This window comes from Sphingomonas sp. PSPC2-2 (assembly GCF_049897725.1).
In the GTDB taxonomy this organism is placed as follows: Bacteria; Pseudomonadota; Alphaproteobacteria; order Sphingomonadales; family Sphingomonadaceae; genus Sphingomonas.
Genome location: NZ_JAFCWU010000003.1, coordinates 15,115 through 32,538 on the forward strand (window position 1 = coordinate 15,115; position 17,424 = coordinate 32,538).

The 17,424-nt window shown below is 65.2% G+C and carries 20 protein-coding genes; 3 read left to right on the top strand and 17 right to left on the bottom strand.

The annotated features are described in order from the left end of the window. Positions 1–8 precede the first annotated feature (8 nt). From ssb to ACP7BY_RS06640, 5 genes are read right to left on the bottom strand one after another with little or no spacing between them, the layout of a single operon-like run. Positions 9–551, bottom strand: coding sequence for a single-stranded DNA-binding protein (gene ssb, locus ACP7BY_RS06620; protein WP_137902882.1), 543 nt, complete (start codon positions 549–551; stop codon positions 9–11). A gap of 24 nt (positions 552–575) precedes the next feature. Further along, positions 576–2,450, bottom strand: coding sequence for a ferrous iron transporter B (feoB, locus tag ACP7BY_RS06625; protein ID WP_171010535.1), 1,875 nt, complete (start codon positions 2,448–2,450; stop codon positions 576–578). Between the two features lies 1 nt (position 2,451). Further along, positions 2,452–2,739: a FeoA family protein gene (locus tag ACP7BY_RS06630; RefSeq protein WP_033967554.1), complete on the bottom strand. Its 288-nt coding sequence runs from the start codon at positions 2,737–2,739 to the stop codon at positions 2,452–2,454. Between the two features lie 57 nt (positions 2,740–2,796). After that, positions 2,797–3,474, bottom strand: coding sequence for a COQ9 family protein (locus ACP7BY_RS06635; RefSeq protein ID WP_033967556.1), 678 nt, complete (start codon positions 3,472–3,474; stop codon positions 2,797–2,799). Between the two features lie 10 nt (positions 3,475–3,484). Next, entirely contained in the window at positions 3,485–4,399 is a 915-nt protein-coding gene (locus tag ACP7BY_RS06640; protein ID WP_126848610.1) for a DMT family transporter, read from the bottom strand. A 54-nt stretch (positions 4,400–4,453) separates the two neighbouring features. On the opposite strand from ACP7BY_RS06640, the gene ACP7BY_RS06645 reads away from it, so the two are divergent. Next, a complete protein-coding gene (locus ACP7BY_RS06645; protein WP_033967557.1) occupies positions 4,454–5,542 on the top strand; it encodes an alkene reductase in 1,089 nt (362 codons plus the stop codon). A 31-nt stretch (positions 5,543–5,573) separates the two neighbouring features. Here ACP7BY_RS06645 and ACP7BY_RS06650 read toward each other — a convergent pair whose 3' ends face one another. From ACP7BY_RS06650 to ACP7BY_RS06695, 10 genes are all read right to left on the bottom strand, one after another. Further along, positions 5,574–6,947 carry a cytochrome P450 gene (locus ACP7BY_RS06650; RefSeq protein WP_137902883.1) on the bottom strand — a complete coding sequence of 458 codons (1,374 nt, stop codon included), beginning with the start codon at positions 6,945–6,947 and terminating at the stop codon, positions 5,574–5,576. A gap of 57 nt (positions 6,948–7,004) precedes the next feature. Then, complete coding sequence (locus ACP7BY_RS06655; RefSeq protein ID WP_137902884.1) at positions 7,005–7,460, bottom strand: hypothetical protein; 456 nt, start codon at positions 7,458–7,460, stop codon at positions 7,005–7,007. Between the two features lie 7 nt (positions 7,461–7,467). After that, positions 7,468–7,887: a 6,7-dimethyl-8-ribityllumazine synthase gene (ribH, locus tag ACP7BY_RS06660; protein WP_033967591.1), complete on the bottom strand. Its 420-nt coding sequence runs from the start codon at positions 7,885–7,887 to the stop codon at positions 7,468–7,470. A 2-nt stretch (positions 7,888–7,889) separates the two neighbouring features. Beyond that, positions 7,890–8,411: a hypothetical protein gene (locus ACP7BY_RS06665; protein ID WP_033967559.1), complete on the bottom strand. Its 522-nt coding sequence runs from the start codon at positions 8,409–8,411 to the stop codon at positions 7,890–7,892. Then, positions 8,411–9,559 (bottom strand): 3,4-dihydroxy-2-butanone-4-phosphate synthase, encoded by a 1,149-nt coding sequence (ribB, locus tag ACP7BY_RS06670; protein WP_033967561.1) that lies wholly within the window; start codon positions 9,557–9,559, stop codon positions 8,411–8,413. Before ribB ends, ACP7BY_RS06665 begins: the two co-directional genes overlap by 1 nt. Then, positions 9,546–10,166, bottom strand: a complete 621-nt coding sequence (locus ACP7BY_RS06675) for a riboflavin synthase (RefSeq protein ID WP_033967562.1) — start codon at positions 10,164–10,166, stop codon at positions 9,546–9,548. Before ACP7BY_RS06675 ends, ribB begins: the two co-directional genes overlap by 14 nt. A 4-nt stretch (positions 10,167–10,170) precedes the next feature. Beyond that, a complete protein-coding gene (gene ribD / locus ACP7BY_RS06680) occupies positions 10,171–11,151 on the bottom strand; it encodes a bifunctional diaminohydroxyphosphoribosylaminopyrimidine deaminase/5-amino-6-(5-phosphoribosylamino)uracil reductase RibD (RefSeq protein WP_171010536.1) in 981 nt (326 codons plus the stop codon). 2 nt (positions 11,152–11,153) lie between these two features. Beyond that, on the bottom strand, positions 11,154–11,504 hold the full coding sequence (locus ACP7BY_RS06685) for a hypothetical protein (protein WP_033966983.1): 351 nt from the start codon (positions 11,502–11,504) through the stop codon (positions 11,154–11,156). 62 nt (positions 11,505–11,566) lie between these two features. Then, a complete protein-coding gene (locus tag ACP7BY_RS06690; RefSeq protein ID WP_033966984.1) occupies positions 11,567–12,238 on the bottom strand; it encodes an energy transducer TonB in 672 nt (223 codons plus the stop codon). 87 nt (positions 12,239–12,325) lie between these two features. Then, complete coding sequence (locus ACP7BY_RS06695; RefSeq protein ID WP_033966986.1) at positions 12,326–13,654, bottom strand: glutamate--tRNA ligase; 1,329 nt, start codon at positions 13,652–13,654, stop codon at positions 12,326–12,328. Between the two features lie 136 nt (positions 13,655–13,790). Here ACP7BY_RS06695 and ACP7BY_RS06700 point away from each other — a divergent pair, with 136 nt between their 5' ends. Next, positions 13,791–14,726 (top strand): ribose-phosphate pyrophosphokinase, encoded by a 936-nt coding sequence (locus tag ACP7BY_RS06700; protein ID WP_010405850.1) that lies wholly within the window; start codon positions 13,791–13,793, stop codon positions 14,724–14,726. A 12-nt stretch (positions 14,727–14,738) separates the two neighbouring features. Here the strand turns inward: ACP7BY_RS06700 and ACP7BY_RS06705 are convergent, their stop codons facing one another. Then, on the bottom strand, positions 14,739–15,488 hold the full coding sequence (locus ACP7BY_RS06705; protein WP_033966988.1) for a sulfite exporter TauE/SafE family protein: 750 nt from the start codon (positions 15,486–15,488) through the stop codon (positions 14,739–14,741). Further along, entirely contained in the window at positions 15,485–16,003 is a 519-nt protein-coding gene (locus ACP7BY_RS06710) for a sterol desaturase family protein (protein ID WP_033966990.1), read from the bottom strand. The genes ACP7BY_RS06705 and ACP7BY_RS06710 overlap by 4 nt, the downstream gene beginning before the upstream one ends. Before the next feature lie 121 nt (positions 16,004–16,124). Between ACP7BY_RS06710 and sucC the strand changes: the two genes are divergently transcribed. Next, complete coding sequence (gene sucC / locus ACP7BY_RS06715; RefSeq protein ID WP_033966992.1) at positions 16,125–17,324, top strand: ADP-forming succinate--CoA ligase subunit beta; 1,200 nt, start codon at positions 16,125–16,127, stop codon at positions 17,322–17,324. Positions 17,325–17,424: the final 100 nt, after the last annotated feature.

Sequence of the window (17,424 nt, forward strand, 5' to 3'; positions counted from 1 at the left end):
CGTTCGGTTCAGAACGGAACGTCGTCGTCCAGATCGTCGGCAAAGCCGCCACGTGCTGCGCCGCCACCGGCGGGGGCCCCGCCGCCGCGCGATCCACCGCGATTGCCGCCGCCATAGCCGCCCGAACCGCCGCCGAAATCGTCATTGCCGCCGAAATCGTCGCGCGGGGCCCCACCGCCGCCGCCACCTGAACCGGGCGCACCGTCTAGCATCGTCAGTACGCCGTTAAAGCCCTGCAGCACGATTTCGGTCGAATATTTGTCGTTGCCGCTGGCATCCTGCCATTTGCGGGTTTTCAGCGCGCCTTCGATATAGACCTTCGAGCCCTTGCGCAGATAGCGCTCCGCCACGCCGCCAAGTGCTTCGTTGAAGATCGCGACCGAATGCCATTCGGTCTGTTCCTTGCGCTCGCCGGTATTCTTGTCCTTCCACGTCTCCGACGTGGCGATGCGCAGGTTCACGACCTTGCCGCCATTCTGGAAGGTGCGGCTTTCCGGGTCACGCCCGAGATTGCCGACGATGATTACCTTGTTGACGCTGCCGCCCGCCATAGTCTTTTCCTGCGCTGTCCGGGGCTAAAGCCCGAGTCCGATGGCGGCCCAATAGACCGCTCCTGCAGCGATGTAGGCGAGCGCGAACAAATAGCCAACCATGAAGGCAGGCCACTTCCAGCCATTGGTCTCCCGCCGTGTGACGGCAATTGTCGAGATGCATTGCGGCGCGAACACGAACCACATCAGGAAAGCGAGCGCGGTCGGCAAGCTCCAGCGCGCGTGCAGCGTCTGCGCCATCTTGGCTTCGTCTTTGTCGCCTGCGGTATCAATGGCATAGACGGTGCCGAGCGCCGCGACCGCGACTTCGCGCGCGGCCATTGCCGGGATCAGCGCCAGCACGATGTCGCGGTTGAAGCCGATCGGGCGAAAAGCGGGTTCGATGGTGTTGGCAATGCGCCCGGCGACCGAATAATTCACCGCCGAGACCGGGCTGCCCTCGGGCGGCTTGGGGAAGCTCAGCAGCGCCCACAATACGATGGTGGTGAAGGCGATGGTGGTGCCCGCGCGCTTGAGGAAAATCTCGGCGCGGCTCCACAACCCGAGCGCGAGATCGCGCGCGCGGGGCAGCTGATATTTCGGCATTTCCATCATGAAGCCCGAAGAGGCCCCCTTGGTTACCGTGCGGCGCAGGACAAAGGCGACAACGAACGCCCCGACCACGCCCATGATGTAGAGGCCGAGCATCACCAGCCCCTGCAAGCCGACAAAGGGCAAGACCCTGGTGTTGGGGATGAGCGCGCCGATCACCAGCGTGTAGACCGGCAGGCGCGCCGAACAGGTCATCAGCGGCGCGACCAGGATGGTGGTCAGCCGGTCCTTCTCGTCCTCGATCGTGCGCGTCGACATGATGCCGGGCACGGCGCAGGCGAAGCTCGACAGCAGCGGGATGAACGCGCGGCCCGACAAGCCGACGCTCGCCATCACCCGGTCCATCAGGAAAGCGGCGCGGACCATATAGCCGCTGGCTTCCAGCACCAGGATGAAGAAGAACATGATCAGGATTTGCGGCAGGAACTTCACCACCGCGCCGACGCCGGCGATGATGCCGTCGGTAATGAGCGAGCGCAGCACCGAATCGGGCATCACGTCCTTGACCTGCGCGCTCAGCCAGTCGAACCCGCCGGCAATCGCGTCGGCCGGATCGGCACCTGCGTAAAACACCGCCTGGAACATCACGAACAGGATCGCGAACAGCAGTATCAGCCCAAATACGGGGTGCAAGGCGACCGAATCGAGCGCGTGCGTCCAGCGGCGCACCGGGGCCTCCGCAACCGTCGCCGCCATCGCGATCTTGCGCGCGCGCCGTTGCAGCGTGACAATGTCCTCGCCGATCGTGCCGTCGCTCGGGCGCAGCCGGATCGCGGCCCCCTCGTCAATGACTCCGCCGAGCTTGGCCTTCAGCTCGTCCAGGCCGCGCCGCCGCACCGCCACCGTGGCGATGACGGGCACGCCGAGCTCCGCCGACAGCCGCGCCGGATCCAGCGTCAGCCCGTCGCGTTCGGCGAGATCGAACATGTTGAGCGCGACCACCACCGGTAGCCCGAGCGCGATCAATTGCAGCGTGAAGCGCAAATGGTTGTCGAGGTTGGAGGCATCGACCACCACCACCAGCGCATCGGGCAAACGCTCGCCGACTTGCGTGCCGGTCACGAAGTCACGCGTCACGCGCTCGTCGGGGCTGGACGGTTCGAGGCTATAGGCACCCGGCAGATCGACCAGATCGACGATGCGGCCATCGGGCAGCGCCAATTTGCCCGAATGGCGTTCAACCGTCACGCCCGGATAATTACCGACCTTCTGCCGTGCACCGGTGAGGGCATTGAACAGCGCGCTCTTGCCGGCATTGGGATTGCCGACCAGCGCCACCAAGGGCGCGGCACCGGGGACGGGGGGCATGTTAGCGCGTGACGGGCGAAACGAGGACGGCACCCGCGACCGCGCGGCGCAGCGCGACGGTCATCCGCCCGATCCGGCACGCGATCGGCCCCTTGCCGAGGCTGGCGCGGTGCAGCACCTCGACGCCGACGCCTTCATCAAAACCCAGTTCGCGCAAGCGCCGCGCCTCCGGGGTCGACAAATGCGCCCAGTCGATCGCGGACACCGTCGCGCGTTGCCGCTGCGGCAGCGACTCGAGGCTGAGCAATGGAAGAGACGACGCAGTCTTCACCGGGTTGGACATATCCATGATGCGACTGATTATCAATGACGGGAGCGCAACGCCAGCTTTAAATGCGAATCACTCTCAAACGGCGGGGTAGCGCAACCGTCCGATGAAGCGCGACAGGCTCGGGCGCAGTTCGGCGCGGCCCACCACTTTTGCCTTGGCCTTTTCGAACTGCATGATCCCCGCGATGCGCCGCGCGAGAAAGGCGCGGGTGTCGGTATAGCCGTCGCTCTCATCGTTCAGAAAGATCGTGACCGTGGAGCCATACACCGCCGCCAGCAGCGCGCGCTTGGTATAGTGGTTATAGTCGGTCGCGGTATCACCCGCGGCGCGCCACATCACGTCGGCGGCATGCCAGCCGAGCTTCACTCCGCGCGTGACGTTCTGCGGCAGCGCGAGAAGCGCGAGCGCGCGCCGCAGGGCCTCGCGATCGGGCGCGGTTTCGGCGAGGCGCGCCTCGACCAGCGCGGTGATCTTGTCGCGAATTTTCATCGTCGCCAGCCGCTCGGCGGGTACGCGATGCAGCATGGCGTGGTCGATATGGCCGAACCACGCCTCCACCATATCGACCGCGCCGCCGGGAAAGGCGAGCCGCGCGACATCGCGATCGACCCCTGCACTGTCCGCCGCGAGATCGCGCGCGCTATCGCCCCAGCCGTCAAACCCGGCATTGGCGGCGATCAGCGGCGCGAGCGCGGCGCGGATTTCATCGAGCGTTGCATCGGCCAGCGGCGTGGGGGCGATCGAGTCTGTCATGGGGGGGTATCTAGGCGCGCGCGGGGCGGCTGACCAGCACCAGCGCGATGGCAACCAGCAGCGCGCCGACCCAGTCGGCCCAGCCGAGTTGTTCATGATAGACGACCCAGCCGATCGTCGTGCCAACCATCGGCTGGACCAGCAGGGCGAGCCCGATCGTCAATGGCGGCAAGCGGCCAAGTCCGTAGATCATCAATCCCTGGCCGACGATCTGGCTCACCAACGCAAGACCGATCAAGGGTGCCCAATGCGTCGGCAGCAGCTTTTCACCGAGCAGCAGGGCGAAGCACAGCAGGGGCACGATGCTCGCCACCGTCGACAGCGCCAGCGCCGGGAGGGGTGCTAGCACCGCGCGCACGCGGGCCATGAGGATGAAATAGACGGTGTAGAGCAGCCCCGCCAGCACGCACAAAAGATCCCCCGCGAGATGTCGCGGATCGAGCTGGTACGACCGGCCCATCAGCAACCCCGCGCCAATCGCGGCGAGCGCCAGGGCACACCCCTGCAGTCGCGTCGGCCACGCCCGTGCGATGAGAAAGCCGTAGATCGGGAACATCAGCGTCGCCGAATTGCCGAGCAAGGTTGCATTGGCGAGCGTGGTGCGCAGGATCCCCAGGTGCCAGCTCGCCAGATCGGCGGCAAAGCTGATGCCGCCGAGCGCGATCATCCACCACAGTCTGCGCGACAGAACGGGTGCTACACCAGCTACGGGTCGCCATCCCCGCGCCGAGGCCGCCGCGACGAGCATCGGCGCGGCGAGGGTGATCCGCCAGAAGGCGGATGCGACCGGACCGGTATCGGACACGCGCACGAACCAGGGCCCGAAGGCCAGGGCCGCGTTGGCGACAATTACCGCCAGCAGCGCCACCGTGCTGGCTGGAATTGCAGGCGTAACAGTTATTCTTTTGTATAGGGTGTCGTGCATGCCGCGCTGTAGCGCCCTATTTATGGTGCGTCACAGCAAAAGGACTTGTCCGCAATGCCCAGCCTCTTCGACCCGATCCAACTCGGTACGATCCATGCGCCCAATCGCATCCTCATGGCACCGCTCACGCGCGGACGCGCCACGCGCGACGCCGTGCCCACCGAGATCATGGCCGAATATTATACGCAGCGCGCGAGCGCCGGGTTGATCATCACCGAAGCGACAGGGATCAGCCGCGAAGGGTTGGGCTGGCCGTTTGCCCCGGGGATCTGGACCGACGAACAGGTCGAACATTGGAAACCGGTGGTGGATTCGGTTCATGCGGCGGGCGGGCATATTGTCGTCCAGCTTTGGCATATGGGTCGCCAGGTGCATTCCTCGGTAACGGGCGTGCAGCCGGTCTCCTCCTCCGCCACCCGCACCGACGGGCAGGCGCATACCTTTGAGGGCAAGAAGGATTTCGAGATTGCCCGGCCGCTCGAACTCTCCGAGATCCCGCGCTTGCTCGCCGATTATGAACACGCCGCCCGCAACGCGATCCGCGCCGGCTTCGATGGCGTGCAGATTCATGGCGCGAATGGCTATCTGATCGACCAGTTCCTGCGCGACAACGCCAATTTCCGCGACGATATCTATGGCGGCTCGATCGAGAATCGCATCCGCCTGATGCGCGAAGTGACCGAGCGCGTCGTATCGGTTGCCGGTGCGGGCCGCACCTCGATCCGCCTGTCGCCCAATGGCGATTCACAAGGGGTGGATGACAGCAACCCTCGCGCGCTGTTCACCGCCGCCGCCAAGGCGCTCGACGAAATCGGCATTGCCTTTCTCGAATTGCGGGAGCCGGGCCCCGACGGCACCTATGGCCGCACCGACGTCCCCAAGCTCAGCCCGGCGATCCGCGAGGTCTTCACCAAGCCGTTGGTGGTGAATTCGGATTACACGACGCTGGAGCAAGCCCAGGACGTCCTGGACTCGGGCGTTGCCGATGCCGTCGCCTTCGGGCGCACCTTCCTTGCCAATCCCGATCTCCCCGAACGGCTGCGCACGGGGGCACCGCTCAACCCGTCCAACCCCAAGACGTGGTTCAGCCAGGGCGCGGAAGGCTATATCGACTATCCGGCGCTGGAAACGGCACCGGCCTGAAGCCGGTGGCCCCTCCCGGAAACGGGAGGGGTCAGGCCAGCGGCACGAAGCGCAAGGGCAAGCCGTCTTTCGGCCGCGGAATCGGCCAGGCTTGCCATTGTGCCCCCGCGTCTGCGTCGAGTTCGATCCGATACCGGCTGAGCAATTGCGCGAGCAGGATACGAATCTGCATCGTCGCGAAATGCAGCCCCAGGCACATATGCGCGCCGCCGCCAAACGGCACCCACGCATATTTGTGGCGGGCGCGCACCGCCTCGGGCGTGAATCGCAACGGGTCGAAGCGCTGCGGGTCTGGCCACAGCTCTGGCATGGTGTGGGTATAGGCCACGCTGACGCTGACCGTGGTGCCGGCCGGAATATGATAGCCGCCGAAGTCGAACGGCTTGATCGCGCGGCGCGGCAGCGAGGGCACGGGCGGGATCAGCCGCAGCGCTTCCTTGAAAGCCATGTCGGTCAATTCGAGCCGGTCGAGCTGGCTATAGGGCAGCGCGCCTTCCGCATTCATGCCGAGTTCGGCAATCTCGGCGCGGAGTTTCTCCTGCCACTCCGGGTTGCGCCCGAGCAGCATGATCAGGCTGGTCGCCGAGGAAGTGATGGTGTCGTGCGCCGCCATCATCAGGAAGTTCATGTGATCGGCAATCGCATCGGCTGGCAGCGGCTGGCCGTCATCGCCGGTCGCGCGGCAGAATTGCGAGAAGAAGTCCTGGCCCTGGCCAGCCCGCCGCGCCGGAATCTCGCGTTCGAACAGCTCGATCAGATAGGCGCGCGCGCGCACGCCCTTGCGCATTTGCGATCCCGGCAGCGGAATGCGGATCGGCGTGATCGACGCCTGCACTTCATCGACAAAGGCCTGGTTGATGCGCGTCGCCTCGGGGCCGAGCGGCATGCCGAGAAAGCTCTCCGCCGCCAGATCGAGCGTCAGTTCCTTGATCGCGTCATAGAAGCGAATGGGTTTGTTGCCCCAGGTCGCCACAGCGCGCGAAATGCCCGCATTGAGCGTTTCGGCATAATGCCGCATCGGCTCGGGCTTGAACGCCACCGCCATCACCTTGCGGTCGGCGCGGTGCTTTTCGAAATCCATCAGCATCAGCCCGCGCGGGAACAGCAGGTTGAGCAGCGGCCCCCAACCCTGTTCGGACGAAAACACGCGGTCGCGGTCGAACAGCACCAGTTCGTTGGCGTCGGGGCCGATCAAGCTGACCGTCGGGCCGCCAAAGGCATTGTTGCGGAACACCGGGCCATACGTGTCGATCATCCGCTTGCCGAAAGCGACGGGGTCGCGGAGCATGCGGAAGGTATTGCCGATGAACGGCAGACCGTCCTCGCCCGGAATGGCATGGATCGCGGATTGCTTCTGGCGGGGCAGCCAATGCGGGTTCGCCCGATAGGTGTGCGCATAGGCCATCGATCGCTCTCCCACTTATTGACACCAGTATAAGTAAGATCGCGGCGGATGGAAGCCTCAGGCGGCGGTGGTCTCGCCCAGCGAATCGAGGCAGCGCGCCACCCACGGCAAACCCACCGTGGCGATCGCACTGCTCAGCGCCACGCCGATGATGAGAAAGGGCAGCATCCATTCGATATTGATGATGGCGAGGAGCAGTAGGGTGGCCAGGGCAACGATGCCGAACAGCAGTACCCTGCCGACCCGCTGTTCGCCCTGCGGTGAAAGCGCGATCACGCGCGGGCCCTTTTGATCCCAGCTTGGCCCCGTGGTCAGCAAGCGGCGGCCGCTTGCGTCGCGCACCGGCACGGCGACCGCGACCAGCATCGCTGGGATACGCGCATCGGTCGCGCTGCGGCTCGGTCGCGCAACCGTGGCGGGCGGGGCGGGGGTCGTTTTGTCCGCCCAGGTATCGATGGTGATCAGCCGCCCGTCGCGCTCGAAAATTTTGTAGCGAGGCGGGGGCGGCTGCACCCGTGTTTCAGCCGAAGCGGCTCTTCAGCGCCAGCATCGCCAGCGCAGCCTTGGCCGCGGCACCGCCCTTGTCGAGCTGCGCGCGGTCGGCGCGGACGATCGCCTGCGCTTCATCCTCGGTGGTGAGAATACCATTTCCGATCGGCAGGCCGTCCATCGACAGCGCCATCAATCCCCGCGCGCTCTCGCCCGCGACGATCTCGAAGTGATAGGTCTCGCCGCGAATCACCACGCCCAGCGCGACGAACGCATCATAGGCTCCGCTATCCGCCGCCAGCGCAACGGCGGCGGGAATTTCCAGCGCGCCCGGCACGGTGATCGTCTCGTGCTTGTGGCCAGCCTCCTCGATCGCGGCGCGCGCGCCGTCGAGCAGCATGTCGTTGAGATGGTCGTAGAAGCGGGCTTCGACGATGAGAATCTTTGCCACGATCAATCCTTGGGAATGCCAGAATGCGAAATTGCGCCGCCTTGATAGCGCGGCTCGTCGCTAATGTCGCGGACTGCCCAGCTGGGCGAGGGCAGCGCCCTCAACCCCACATCGTCGGGCCATTCGATCTCGGCAAGTTCCAGCGGTGCCAACGCACCAAGGAATTGATCGATTCCGAACGTGATTCCCTGGTCGACGATCTCATAGCGCCGCTTGGCGAGGGCGGCGGCAGGCAGCGCCTCCAGCAGCGCGTACTCGTCCTCGGTCAAATAGGTGGTCACGATCGGTCGCGCGAGCGGATCGTCGCACTCGTATTTCTTGGTGAGCTTCAGCGCCTGCTCACCGCTGGCGCTTGCCGTCATTCGCCGCAAACGCATCCGCGTGTTGGCGATATAGCGGTCCTCAATCAGCACATAGGGCAGCGCCGACAGGTCGGGTCGTATTGCGGGATCGACCAGCCAGCGCCGCTCACGTTCGATATGCGCATATTTGGGATCGCGTGCCTCGTCGATCCCGGTGCGCATTATTCGCCTCCAGTGCCGGGAATCGCGCGCTCATCGACAATCGACAAGCCATAACCTTCGAGGCCGACCAGCGCATGGTGGGTGTTGGTCAGCAACACCATTTCTTCAACGCCCAGCTCCGCCAGAATCTGCGCGCCGACGCCGTAATCGCGCAGCTCCTCGACCTCGGGCGCGCCTGCGCCCTTGCCTTCGCCGCGCAGCTTGATGAAGCGCGTGACCGAATCCTTCATCGGGCGGTTGATCACGACGATGACGCCGGCACCTTCCTCCGCGATCAATTCCATCGAGCGCGAGAGCAGGCCCGAGCGTTCGGATTGCTCGCCGAACATGTCGACGAAATAGGAAGCGGTGTGCATCCGCACCAGCGTCGGCTTGGCCGGGTCGATCTTGCCCTTGACCAAGGCGATCGTTTCGTCGCCGGTCGCCTTGTTGTGGAAGGTCATCGCCTTCCACTGGCCGCCCCATTTCGACTCGAACGCCATTTCGGCGCGCTTCTCGACCAGATGATCGTGGCGGCGGCGATAGGCGATCAAGTCGCGGATCGTGCCGATCTTGAGATTGTGGAATTGCGCGAAGGTGACGAGGTCGTCGAGGCGGCTCATCGTGCCATCCTCGTTCATGATCTCGCAGATCACGCCCGACGGGTTGAGCCCGGCCAGCCGCGAGACGTCGACCGCCGCCTCGGTGTGCCCTGCGCGGACCAACACGCCGCCATCGCGCGCGACCAGCGGGAAGACGTGGCCCGGCGTGACGATCTCGTCCTTGCCCTTGGACGAATCGATCGCGACCGAGATGGTGCGGGCGCGGTCGGCGGCGGAAATGCCGGTGGTCACCCCATCGCGCGCCTCGATTGAAGTCGTGAAGGCGGTTTCATGCCGCGTGCCATTGTGGCGGCTCATCAGGTCGAGGCCGAGCTCGTCGACGCGTCTCCTGGTCATGGCAAGGCAGATCAGTCCGCGGCCATATTTGGCCATGAAGTTGATCTTTTCAGGCGTCGCCATCTGTGCCGGAATGACGAGGTCGCCCTCATTCTCGCGGTCTTCGTCATCGACCAGGATGAACATGCGGCCATTGCGGGCCTCGTCGATCAATTCCTCAGGGGTCGACAGGAACCCATGGCGCAGGCGCGCGACTTCAGGCTGTGGCACGATAATGCTCCATGCGTTTCAGATAGCGGGCGAGGACGTCAATCTCGATATTGACGGCGGCACCGGGGTGAAGGTCGCCCAGCGTGGTCATCGCCTGGGTGTGCGGAATGATGTTGAGCGAGAAATGCGAGGTGTCGCCATGGTCGGCGACGGCATTGACCGTCAGCGACACGCCATCGACCGTGATCGAACCCTTTTTCGCGACGAAGGGGGCCAGGTCGGCGGGCACCGCGATATCGATCCTGCGCGAATCGCCGTCGTCGCTGACGCTCACCACACTGCCGATGCCATCGACATGGCCGGTCACGATATGCCCGCCCAGTTCCTCGCCGAGCTTCAGCGCGCGTTCGAGGTTGAGGCGGCGTCCGGTGGTCCATTGTTCGGACGGCGTGCGCGAGACGGTTTCGCCGGAGACGTCGGCGGCGAACCAGCCGGATTCGCCCGCGCCCGATTTGTCGACGACGGTCAGGCACACGCCCGAACAGGCGATCGACGCGCCAAGATCGACGCCTGCCATATCATAGTCCGTCCGCACGAAGATGCGCCGGTCGCCGCGCGCCTCGACCCGGTCGATCGTGCCGATATCGGTGATGATGCCGGTGAACATCGCGCTATCCTCTTTCGCCCGGTGCAGGCTCCCTGACGCGCTCGTAAACCTCGAGCCGGTCGCTGCCAAGGCTCCGCGACTCGATCGGTCGCCAGCGGCCATGCGCGTCGGCAAGATCGGTGAGGCCAATGTCGGGCAGCGTGCGCCCACCGCCGATCAGGATCGGCGCACGATAAAGCAACAGCCGGTCGACCAGATCGCTGGCTAGGAACGCGGCGGCGGTCGCCGGGCCGCCCTCGACCAGGACGTGATCGACCGCTTCGAGTGTCGAGATGTCAGCGGGCGCGGCGATGCGCGTCCAGCCATCGGTTTCGGTGCGCGACAGCAAAATTCGCTGCGGGCTGCGCGATTCAAGTCCCGCGAGCCGGACGTCGAGCTTCGGAGCGTCCGCTTCGAAGGTCCCGCGTCCAACCAAAATCGCTTCGTGGCGCGCGCGTTCCAGGTGCGCGTGCGCGCGCGCTTGCGGCCCGGTGATCCAGACGCTTTGCCCCGACGCCAGCGCCATCGCCCCGTCGAGCGACACGGCGAGTTTCAGCGTCACGTGTGGGCGTCCGAGCAGGCGGCGGGCAAGAAATCCCGCCATCGCCCGGCGGGCTTCGTCGGCGCGCACACCGACCTCCGCCGTGATACCGGCGTCGCGCAGGCGCGCAATACCCGCGCCGTTGGTGCGCACATCGGGGTCCTCCATCGCGACCACCACCCGTGCCACGCCGGCCAGTTGCAGCAGATCGCTGCACGCGGGGCCGCGCGGCGAGACGTGGGCGCAGGGTTCCAGCGTGACATAGACCGTCGCCCCGCGCGCCTGCTCCCCAGCCTCAGCCAGCGCCATCGCCTCGGCATGGGGGCGGCCGCCGGGCTGGGTCCAGCCGCGCCCGACGACGCGGCCCTCGGACACGATCACGCAGCCGACATTGGGGTTGGGGGCGGTGCGCCCGCGCTCGCCAAGCGCCAGCGCGGCACCCATCCAGCGATGGTCGTCGATCATGCTCAGAGCCCGTAAGCCTTGAGGCCGTCATTCACTTTCTTGAACTGCGCGCGCCGCTCGGCCTGCAGCCGCTTCAGCTCGTTTTCGCGCTTGGTCTGTTCGATGCCATCGATTTTCTGCTGCGCGACGATTTCGGCATCGGTGCGGTTGGCGGGCCATTGCTGCACATAGATGATGTCGCGGTGATAGGGCTTGGGCGGGATCCGCGATTCATAAATAACGCCGACCACCATCACATAGGTCAGCGCCAGCGCGACGCCCATGAAGCCGAGCTGATGCCGCTGCCGCGTGACGATGTAATAGCGCAAATCGCGCCAGGCACGCAGCGGAGAGAAATAGCGCAGGAAGTTCATGGAAAGGGAGATAGGCGCGGCGGGGCACCGATGCCACCCCCGCCGCACCTCATCACGGCCCGCTATTCGCCATCGAGCTCGAAACGCACCGCCATGGTGCGCCACGCCTCGACCGGCGCGCCGTCGCGCGTGCCCGGCGTGAAGCGCCATTTGGTCAGCGCCTGCTTGCGCGTCGCTTCGAAAAAGGCGGTGCTGGCGGCGCTGATCTGCTGCACCTCCTTCACGCGCCCGTCCGTGCCGATCAGCACGCGCACGACGACTCGGCCCGATCGGCCTGCAAGGCGTTCGTCGCTCGGGTAAGCGGGTTGGAAGAGGTTGGCATAACGCGAATCGAGTTGGGGGCCGACGATCGTCGGCACATGCGGCGGTGGGGCGGTGCCGATCTCGCCAGCCCCGGTGCCCACGGCGACTTCGGTCTTGGGCGGAAGGTCGATTGTGAACGTGGGGATGCCGGTGGCCGTCGCGGTTTGCTGTTTGGAACTATCGACGGTTTCCGGGGGTGGGTTGGTCGGGATTGGGTCCTTCAGATGCGGCGCAGGCTGGGTCTTTTCCGGCGGTGGCGGATCGGTCGGGATCGGGATGTTGATGGTCGTCAGCGGCGGATCGACCAGACGGGTGACGAGATTGGGTGCGGTCAGCGAAAGCCCGAATAAAAGCACCCCGCTCGCGCCGAGCGCGAAACCGACGCCCCCGGGGCTGAGGCCTTGGCGGCTGGAATAACGATCTGCGTACATCGTTTCTCTCCCACTATGGCGTCCGATCGCACGCCGGACAGGAAGAGAATGTTACATCATAACATTTCTGACGCAAGAGACATTATATCAGATCGTGGAAAGCCGCGCTGCCGCACGATCGCGACCGATCAACGGCAGCAGCGCCTTCATGTCGGGGCCGTGATCGCGCCCGGTCAGCGCGCGGCGCAGCGGCAGGAACAGCGCCTTGCCGCTGCGCCCGGTCTCGGCCTTCAACGCGGCGGTCAGTGCGTGCCACGGATCGGCGTCCCACGGCATCGTGGCGACATGGCGCGCGGCGGCGGCGAGGAAATCGGCATCGGCGGGATCGCGCACCGCGTCGATCCGCCCTTCGATCACCTTCCACCAATCCGCGGCCTCGGCAACGGTCGAGAGGTTTGGCCGCACCGCTTCCCATTCCGCCGCACCCACCCCTGCGGGCAGCCGCTCCGCCACGCTGGCGAAATCGAGCTGGTGGACGATCTTGGCATTGAGTGCGGCCAGTTCGGCCTCGTCGAAGCGGGCGGGCGCGCGGCCGAATTTGGCGAAATCGAAGGTTTCGACCAGCGCGGCGGTGTCGACCAAAGGCTCGACCGGCAAGCTCGTCCCGATCCGCGCCAGCAGCGCGCGGACGGCGGCGGGCTCGATCCCGACCTCGCGGAAATGCTCGACGCCAAGCGAGCCAAGCCGCTTCGACAATTTGCCTTCGGAGCCGACCAGCAACGCTTCATGCGCGAAAGCCGGCGCGGCGACACCCATCGCCTCGAACATCTGCAATTGCAGCGCGGTGTTGGAGACATGGTCTTCACCGCGCACGACATGGGTGATGCCCATTTCGGCATCGTCGATCGCCGAGGGGAGCATATACAGCCACGATCCATCGGCGCGGCGGATCACCGGGTCGCTCATCGTTGCCGCATCGAATTTCTGGGGACCGCGAATCAAATCGTCCCAGAGGATCGGCGTGTCATGGTCGAGCTTGAAGCGCCAATGCGGAGCGATGCCATCGGCTTCCAGTCTGGCGCGGTCGGCGTCCGACAAAGCCAGCGCCGCGCGGTCATAGATGGGTGGCAGGCCGCGCCCGGCGGCGATCTTGCGCTTGAGGTCGAGTTCTTGGGCGGTTTCATAGGCCGGATAGACCCGGCCCGCCGCGCGCAACGCGGCAAAGCGCGCTTCATACAGCGCGAACCGCGCCGACTGGCGTTCCTCGCCCTGCGGGGTGAGGCCGAGCCAGCCGAGATCGGCGCGGATCGCGTCGACAAAGCGTTCCTCGCTGCGTTCGGCGTCGGTATCGTCGATGCGCAGCCAGAATTCCCCGCCTTGCGCTTGCGCCCACAGCCAATTGTGGAGCGCGGTACGGATATTGCCGACATGCAACATGCCGGTGGGCGAAGGGGCGAAACGGGTGCGAATGGTCATGGATTTGCTCTAGGCAGCGCTCGTTCCTGCGGCAATGCCCCTTTACCGCGCGCAAAGCCCGCGCCTAAAGGACGCTCAGCCAACAGTGCGCGCAGCCAGACGCGGGGCATGGGGACCAAAAGGAGTTTCGAACGCCATGAAATTGATGACCGGCAATTCGAACTTGCCCCTCGCGCGCGATATTGCGTCCTATCTCGAACTGCCGTTGACCGACGCGTTGGTCCGCCGCTTCGCCGATGAGGAAATTTTCGTGGAAATCCGCGAGAATGTGCGCGGCGAGGACGTGTTCGTGCTGCAATCGACTGGCTATCCCGCGAATGACAATCTGATGGAGCTGCTGATTTGCATCGACGCGCTGAAACGCGCCTCGGCCAAGCGCATCACCGCCGTCATCCCCTATTTCGGCTATGCCCGCCAAGATCGTAAGCCTGGGCCGCGCACGCCGATTTCGGCCAAGCTCGTCGCCAATCTCATCACCGTTGCCGGGGCCGACCGCGTGCTCTCGGTCGATTTGCACGCCGGGCAGATCCAGGGCTTTTTCGATATCCCGACCGACAATCTGTTCGCGGCCCCAGTGATGTCGGCCGACATTCTGACGCGCTATGGCAAGCGCAATTTGATGGTGGTTTCGCCCGACGTGGGCGGCGTGGTGCGCGCGCGGGCGCTGGCCAAGCGACTCGACAATGCGCCGCTCGCCATCGTCGACAAGCGGCGTGAGCGCGCGGGCGAATCCGAAGTGATGAACATCATCGGTGAGGTCGAAGGCCGCTTCTGCATCCTGATCGACGATATCGTCGATTCGGGCGGCACGCTGTGCAACGCCGCCGCCGCGCTCAAGCAAGCGGGTGCCGAGGGCGTCGCTGCCTATATCACGCACGGCGTGCTGTCGGGTGGCGCGGTGGCGCGCGTCGAAAGCTCGGCGCTCGAGGAACTCGTCATCACAGATTCGCTCGGCAGCCATGACATTGTCGCCGCCGCCAAGAAGATCCGCCATCTGACGATCGCCCCGCTGCTCGCCGAGGCGATCCGCCGCATTGCCGATGAAAGTTCGGTGTCGTCGCTGTTTGACTGAGGGCGCGGGCGCTCAGGCCAGCGCGTCCCAGATCAGCTTCACTCCGACCAGCACCATCAGCGCATAGATGGCGGTGTAGAAGCGCGCGGGCGACACGCGCCGCACCAGCCAGACTCCGGCAAAGGTCGAGGCAATCGCAACCGGCAGCAGCACCGCCGCGACGCCCAAAGTGTCGCGGTTGAACTGGCCCAGCGCCCAATAGGCCGGCACCTTGATCCAATTGACCGCAGCGAAGAAGATCGCGGTGGTGCCGACCAGCACGTCGCGTGGCAGGCGGCGCGGGAGCACATAGATTTGGAAGGGCGGTTGTCCGGCATGGGCAACCTGGCTGGTAAAGCCCGAGGCAATGCCCAGCAGCGTGCCCACCCAGCCCGGTGCCTGGGCCGCGACCGCCACTGCGCCGCGACGATCCGCCCACAGCCGGTATAGACCGAACACCACCGAGATCGCCCCGACCAGCGCAAGCACCGCCGTGGTCGGAACCTGCGCGGCAAACAGATAGCCGAGCGCAATCCCGATTGCGGCACCCGGTAGCATCCAGCCCAACACGGTCGCATCCCAATCGCGCCGGAACGCCCATACGCCGACCACGTCCTGCACGATCAGGATCGGTAGCAGGATCGCGGCCGCGCGCACCGGGGATGTCGCCATCGACAGCAGCGGCAGCGACAGCGCGCCAAGCCCGACAAAGCCACCCTTGGACAGGCCGAGCAGCAAGACCGCCGGAATCGCCAGCGCGTAGAAGAAAGCGCTCTCGTTCAACGGGAAACGGGCGTTGCCTGCTGTGCTGCCGCCCGCACGCCGACATGGCCGCGGCGTTTGAGTTCGGCCTTCAGCGCCTCAGGGCTTGGCGCGACCAGAAAGCCGAAGCTGACATTGCCACCCTTGGTTTCCACCACATGGTGCAGCCGGTGCGCCTGGATGATGCGCTTCATATAGGCCGATTTGGGCAGATAGCGGTGGTTGAAGCGTTTGTGCACGATCACATCGTGAAAGCCGAGATAGATCGCCCCGTACCCGGCAATCCCCGCGCCGACCCAGATCGCCCACTCGCCCCAGCCCCATTGCACGCCGCCGAGCAACAGCGTGATCGAGGGCGCTGCGAAGATCACGAAATACAGGTCGTTCAATTCCCAATTGCCGGTGCGCGGGCGGTGGTGGCTTTTATGCAGGAACCAGCCCGGCCCATGCATCAGCCAGCGGTGCGCGCCGTAAGCGAACCCCTCCATTCCGGCGACGGTGGCGACGAACAGCAGCAGGCCGATGATCCAGGACATGGAGGTGATATAGCGAGCCGCACGGCCAATGGCGAGCGATGCGCGTGCCTACGGGGTGGATTCGCACGGGCGGCTGTGCTTAAGGCCACTCTATCCCCGATCTTCGAAAGGCACGCAGCCCATGAACATCCATGAATATCAGGCCAAGGAAGTCCTCGCGAAATTCGGCGTGCCGGTGCCCGCGGGTTTCGCTGCGCTGACCGTCGAAGAGGCCGTCGCCGCCGCCGCCAAGCTTCCTGGGCCGCTCTACGTCGTCAAGGCGCAGATCCACGCCGGAGGCCGCGGCAAGGGCAAGTTCAAGGAACTCGGGCCTGATGCCAAGGGCGGCGTCCGCCTCGCCAAGACGCTCGACGACGTCCGCGCAGCGGCGACGGACATGCTCGGCAACACGCTCGTCACGGTGCAGACCGGCGAGCATGGCAAGCAGGTCAACCGCCTCTACATCACCGACGGTGTCGACATCGCCAAGGAATTCTACCTGGCGCTGCTCGTCAACCGCGCAACTGGCCGCGTGTCGATGGTCGCCTCGACCGAAGGCGGCATGGACATCGAAACCGTCGCGCATGAGACGCCTGAGAAGATCCACGCGATCGACATCGATTGCGCGACCGGCTTCCAGCCGCATCATGGCCGCGCCGTTGCCGCCGCGCTCGAACTGAAGGGCGATCTCGCCAAGCAGGCCGCCAGCGTCGCGTCCAAGCTGTACGACGCGTTCCTTGGCACCGATGCAGAGCAGATCGAAATCAACCCGCTCGCCGTCACCGAGGACAACAAGCTCGTCGTGCTCGACGCCAAGGTCGGCTTCGACGGCAATGCGATGTTCCGTCACAAGGATCTGCTCGAACTGCGCGACGAGACCGAGGAAGATCCGGCCGAGCTCGAAGCGTCCAAGTACGACCTGGCCTATATCAAGCTCGACGGCGACATTGGCTGCATGGTCAATGGTGCGGGTCTCGCCATGGCGACGATGGACATCATCAAGCTCAACGGCATGTTCCCGGCCAACTTCCTCGACGTTGGCGGCGGTGCCAATAAGGAGAAGGTGACGGCCGCGTTCAAGATCATCCTTAGCGATCCGAACGTGAAGGGCATCCTGGTCAACATCTTCGGCGGCATCATGCGCTGCGACATCATTGCCGAGGGCATTGTCGCGGCCGCCAAGGAAGTGAACCTGTCGGTGCCGCTGGTCGTTCGTCTCGAAGGCACCAACGTCCAGTTGGGCAAGGACATCCTGGCCAATTCCGGCCTGGCGATCGTCCCTGCCAACGATCTGGGCGATGCCGCCAAGAAGATCGTGGCAGAGGTCAAGGCCGCTGCCTGAACCGGACTAACCCGTCCTAAGCGTGCTAAAGGAAGGGCCCGGACGGAAACGCCGGGCCCTTTCGCGTTAAGGGCGGGTTCGAGTCGCATGCGATGCCGCT

Excerpts from the sequence above, each read along its gene's own strand:
- ssb (WP_137902882.1), bottom strand. The coding sequence starts at position 551 with ATGGCGGGCGGCAGCGTCAACAAGGTAATCATCGTCGGCAATCTCGGG.
- feoB (WP_171010535.1), bottom strand. The coding sequence starts at position 2,450 with ATGCCCCCCGTCCCCGGTGCCGCGCCCTTGGTGGCGCTGGTCGGCAAT.
- ACP7BY_RS06630 (WP_033967554.1), bottom strand. The coding sequence starts at position 2,739 with ATGGATATGTCCAACCCGGTGAAGACTGCGTCGTCTCTTCCATTGCTC.
- ACP7BY_RS06635 (WP_033967556.1), bottom strand. The coding sequence starts at position 3,474 with ATGACAGACTCGATCGCCCCCACGCCGCTGGCCGATGCAACGCTCGAT.
- ACP7BY_RS06640 (WP_126848610.1), bottom strand. The coding sequence starts at position 4,399 with ATGCACGACACCCTATACAAAAGAATAACTGTTACGCCTGCAATTCCA.
- ACP7BY_RS06645 (WP_033967557.1), top strand. The coding sequence starts at position 4,454 with ATGCCCAGCCTCTTCGACCCGATCCAACTCGGTACGATCCATGCGCCC.
- ACP7BY_RS06650 (WP_137902883.1), bottom strand. The coding sequence starts at position 6,947 with ATGGCCTATGCGCACACCTATCGGGCGAACCCGCATTGGCTGCCCCGC.
- ACP7BY_RS06665 (WP_033967559.1), bottom strand. The coding sequence starts at position 8,411 with ATGCGCACCGGGATCGACGAGGCACGCGATCCCAAATATGCGCATATC.
- ACP7BY_RS06675 (WP_033967562.1), bottom strand. The coding sequence starts at position 10,166 with ATGTTCACCGGCATCATCACCGATATCGGCACGATCGACCGGGTCGAG.
- ribD (WP_171010536.1), bottom strand. The coding sequence starts at position 11,151 with ATGATCGACGACCATCGCTGGATGGGTGCCGCGCTGGCGCTTGGCGAG.
- ACP7BY_RS06685 (WP_033966983.1), bottom strand. The coding sequence starts at position 11,504 with ATGAACTTCCTGCGCTATTTCTCTCCGCTGCGTGCCTGGCGCGATTTG.
- ACP7BY_RS06690 (WP_033966984.1), bottom strand. The coding sequence starts at position 12,238 with ATGTACGCAGATCGTTATTCCAGCCGCCAAGGCCTCAGCCCCGGGGGC.
- ACP7BY_RS06695 (WP_033966986.1), bottom strand. The coding sequence starts at position 13,654 with ATGACCATTCGCACCCGTTTCGCCCCTTCGCCCACCGGCATGTTGCAT.
- ACP7BY_RS06700 (WP_010405850.1), top strand. The coding sequence starts at position 13,791 with ATGAAATTGATGACCGGCAATTCGAACTTGCCCCTCGCGCGCGATATT.
- ACP7BY_RS06710 (WP_033966990.1), bottom strand. The coding sequence starts at position 16,003 with ATGTCCTGGATCATCGGCCTGCTGCTGTTCGTCGCCACCGTCGCCGGA.
- sucC (WP_033966992.1), top strand. The coding sequence starts at position 16,125 with ATGAACATCCATGAATATCAGGCCAAGGAAGTCCTCGCGAAATTCGGC.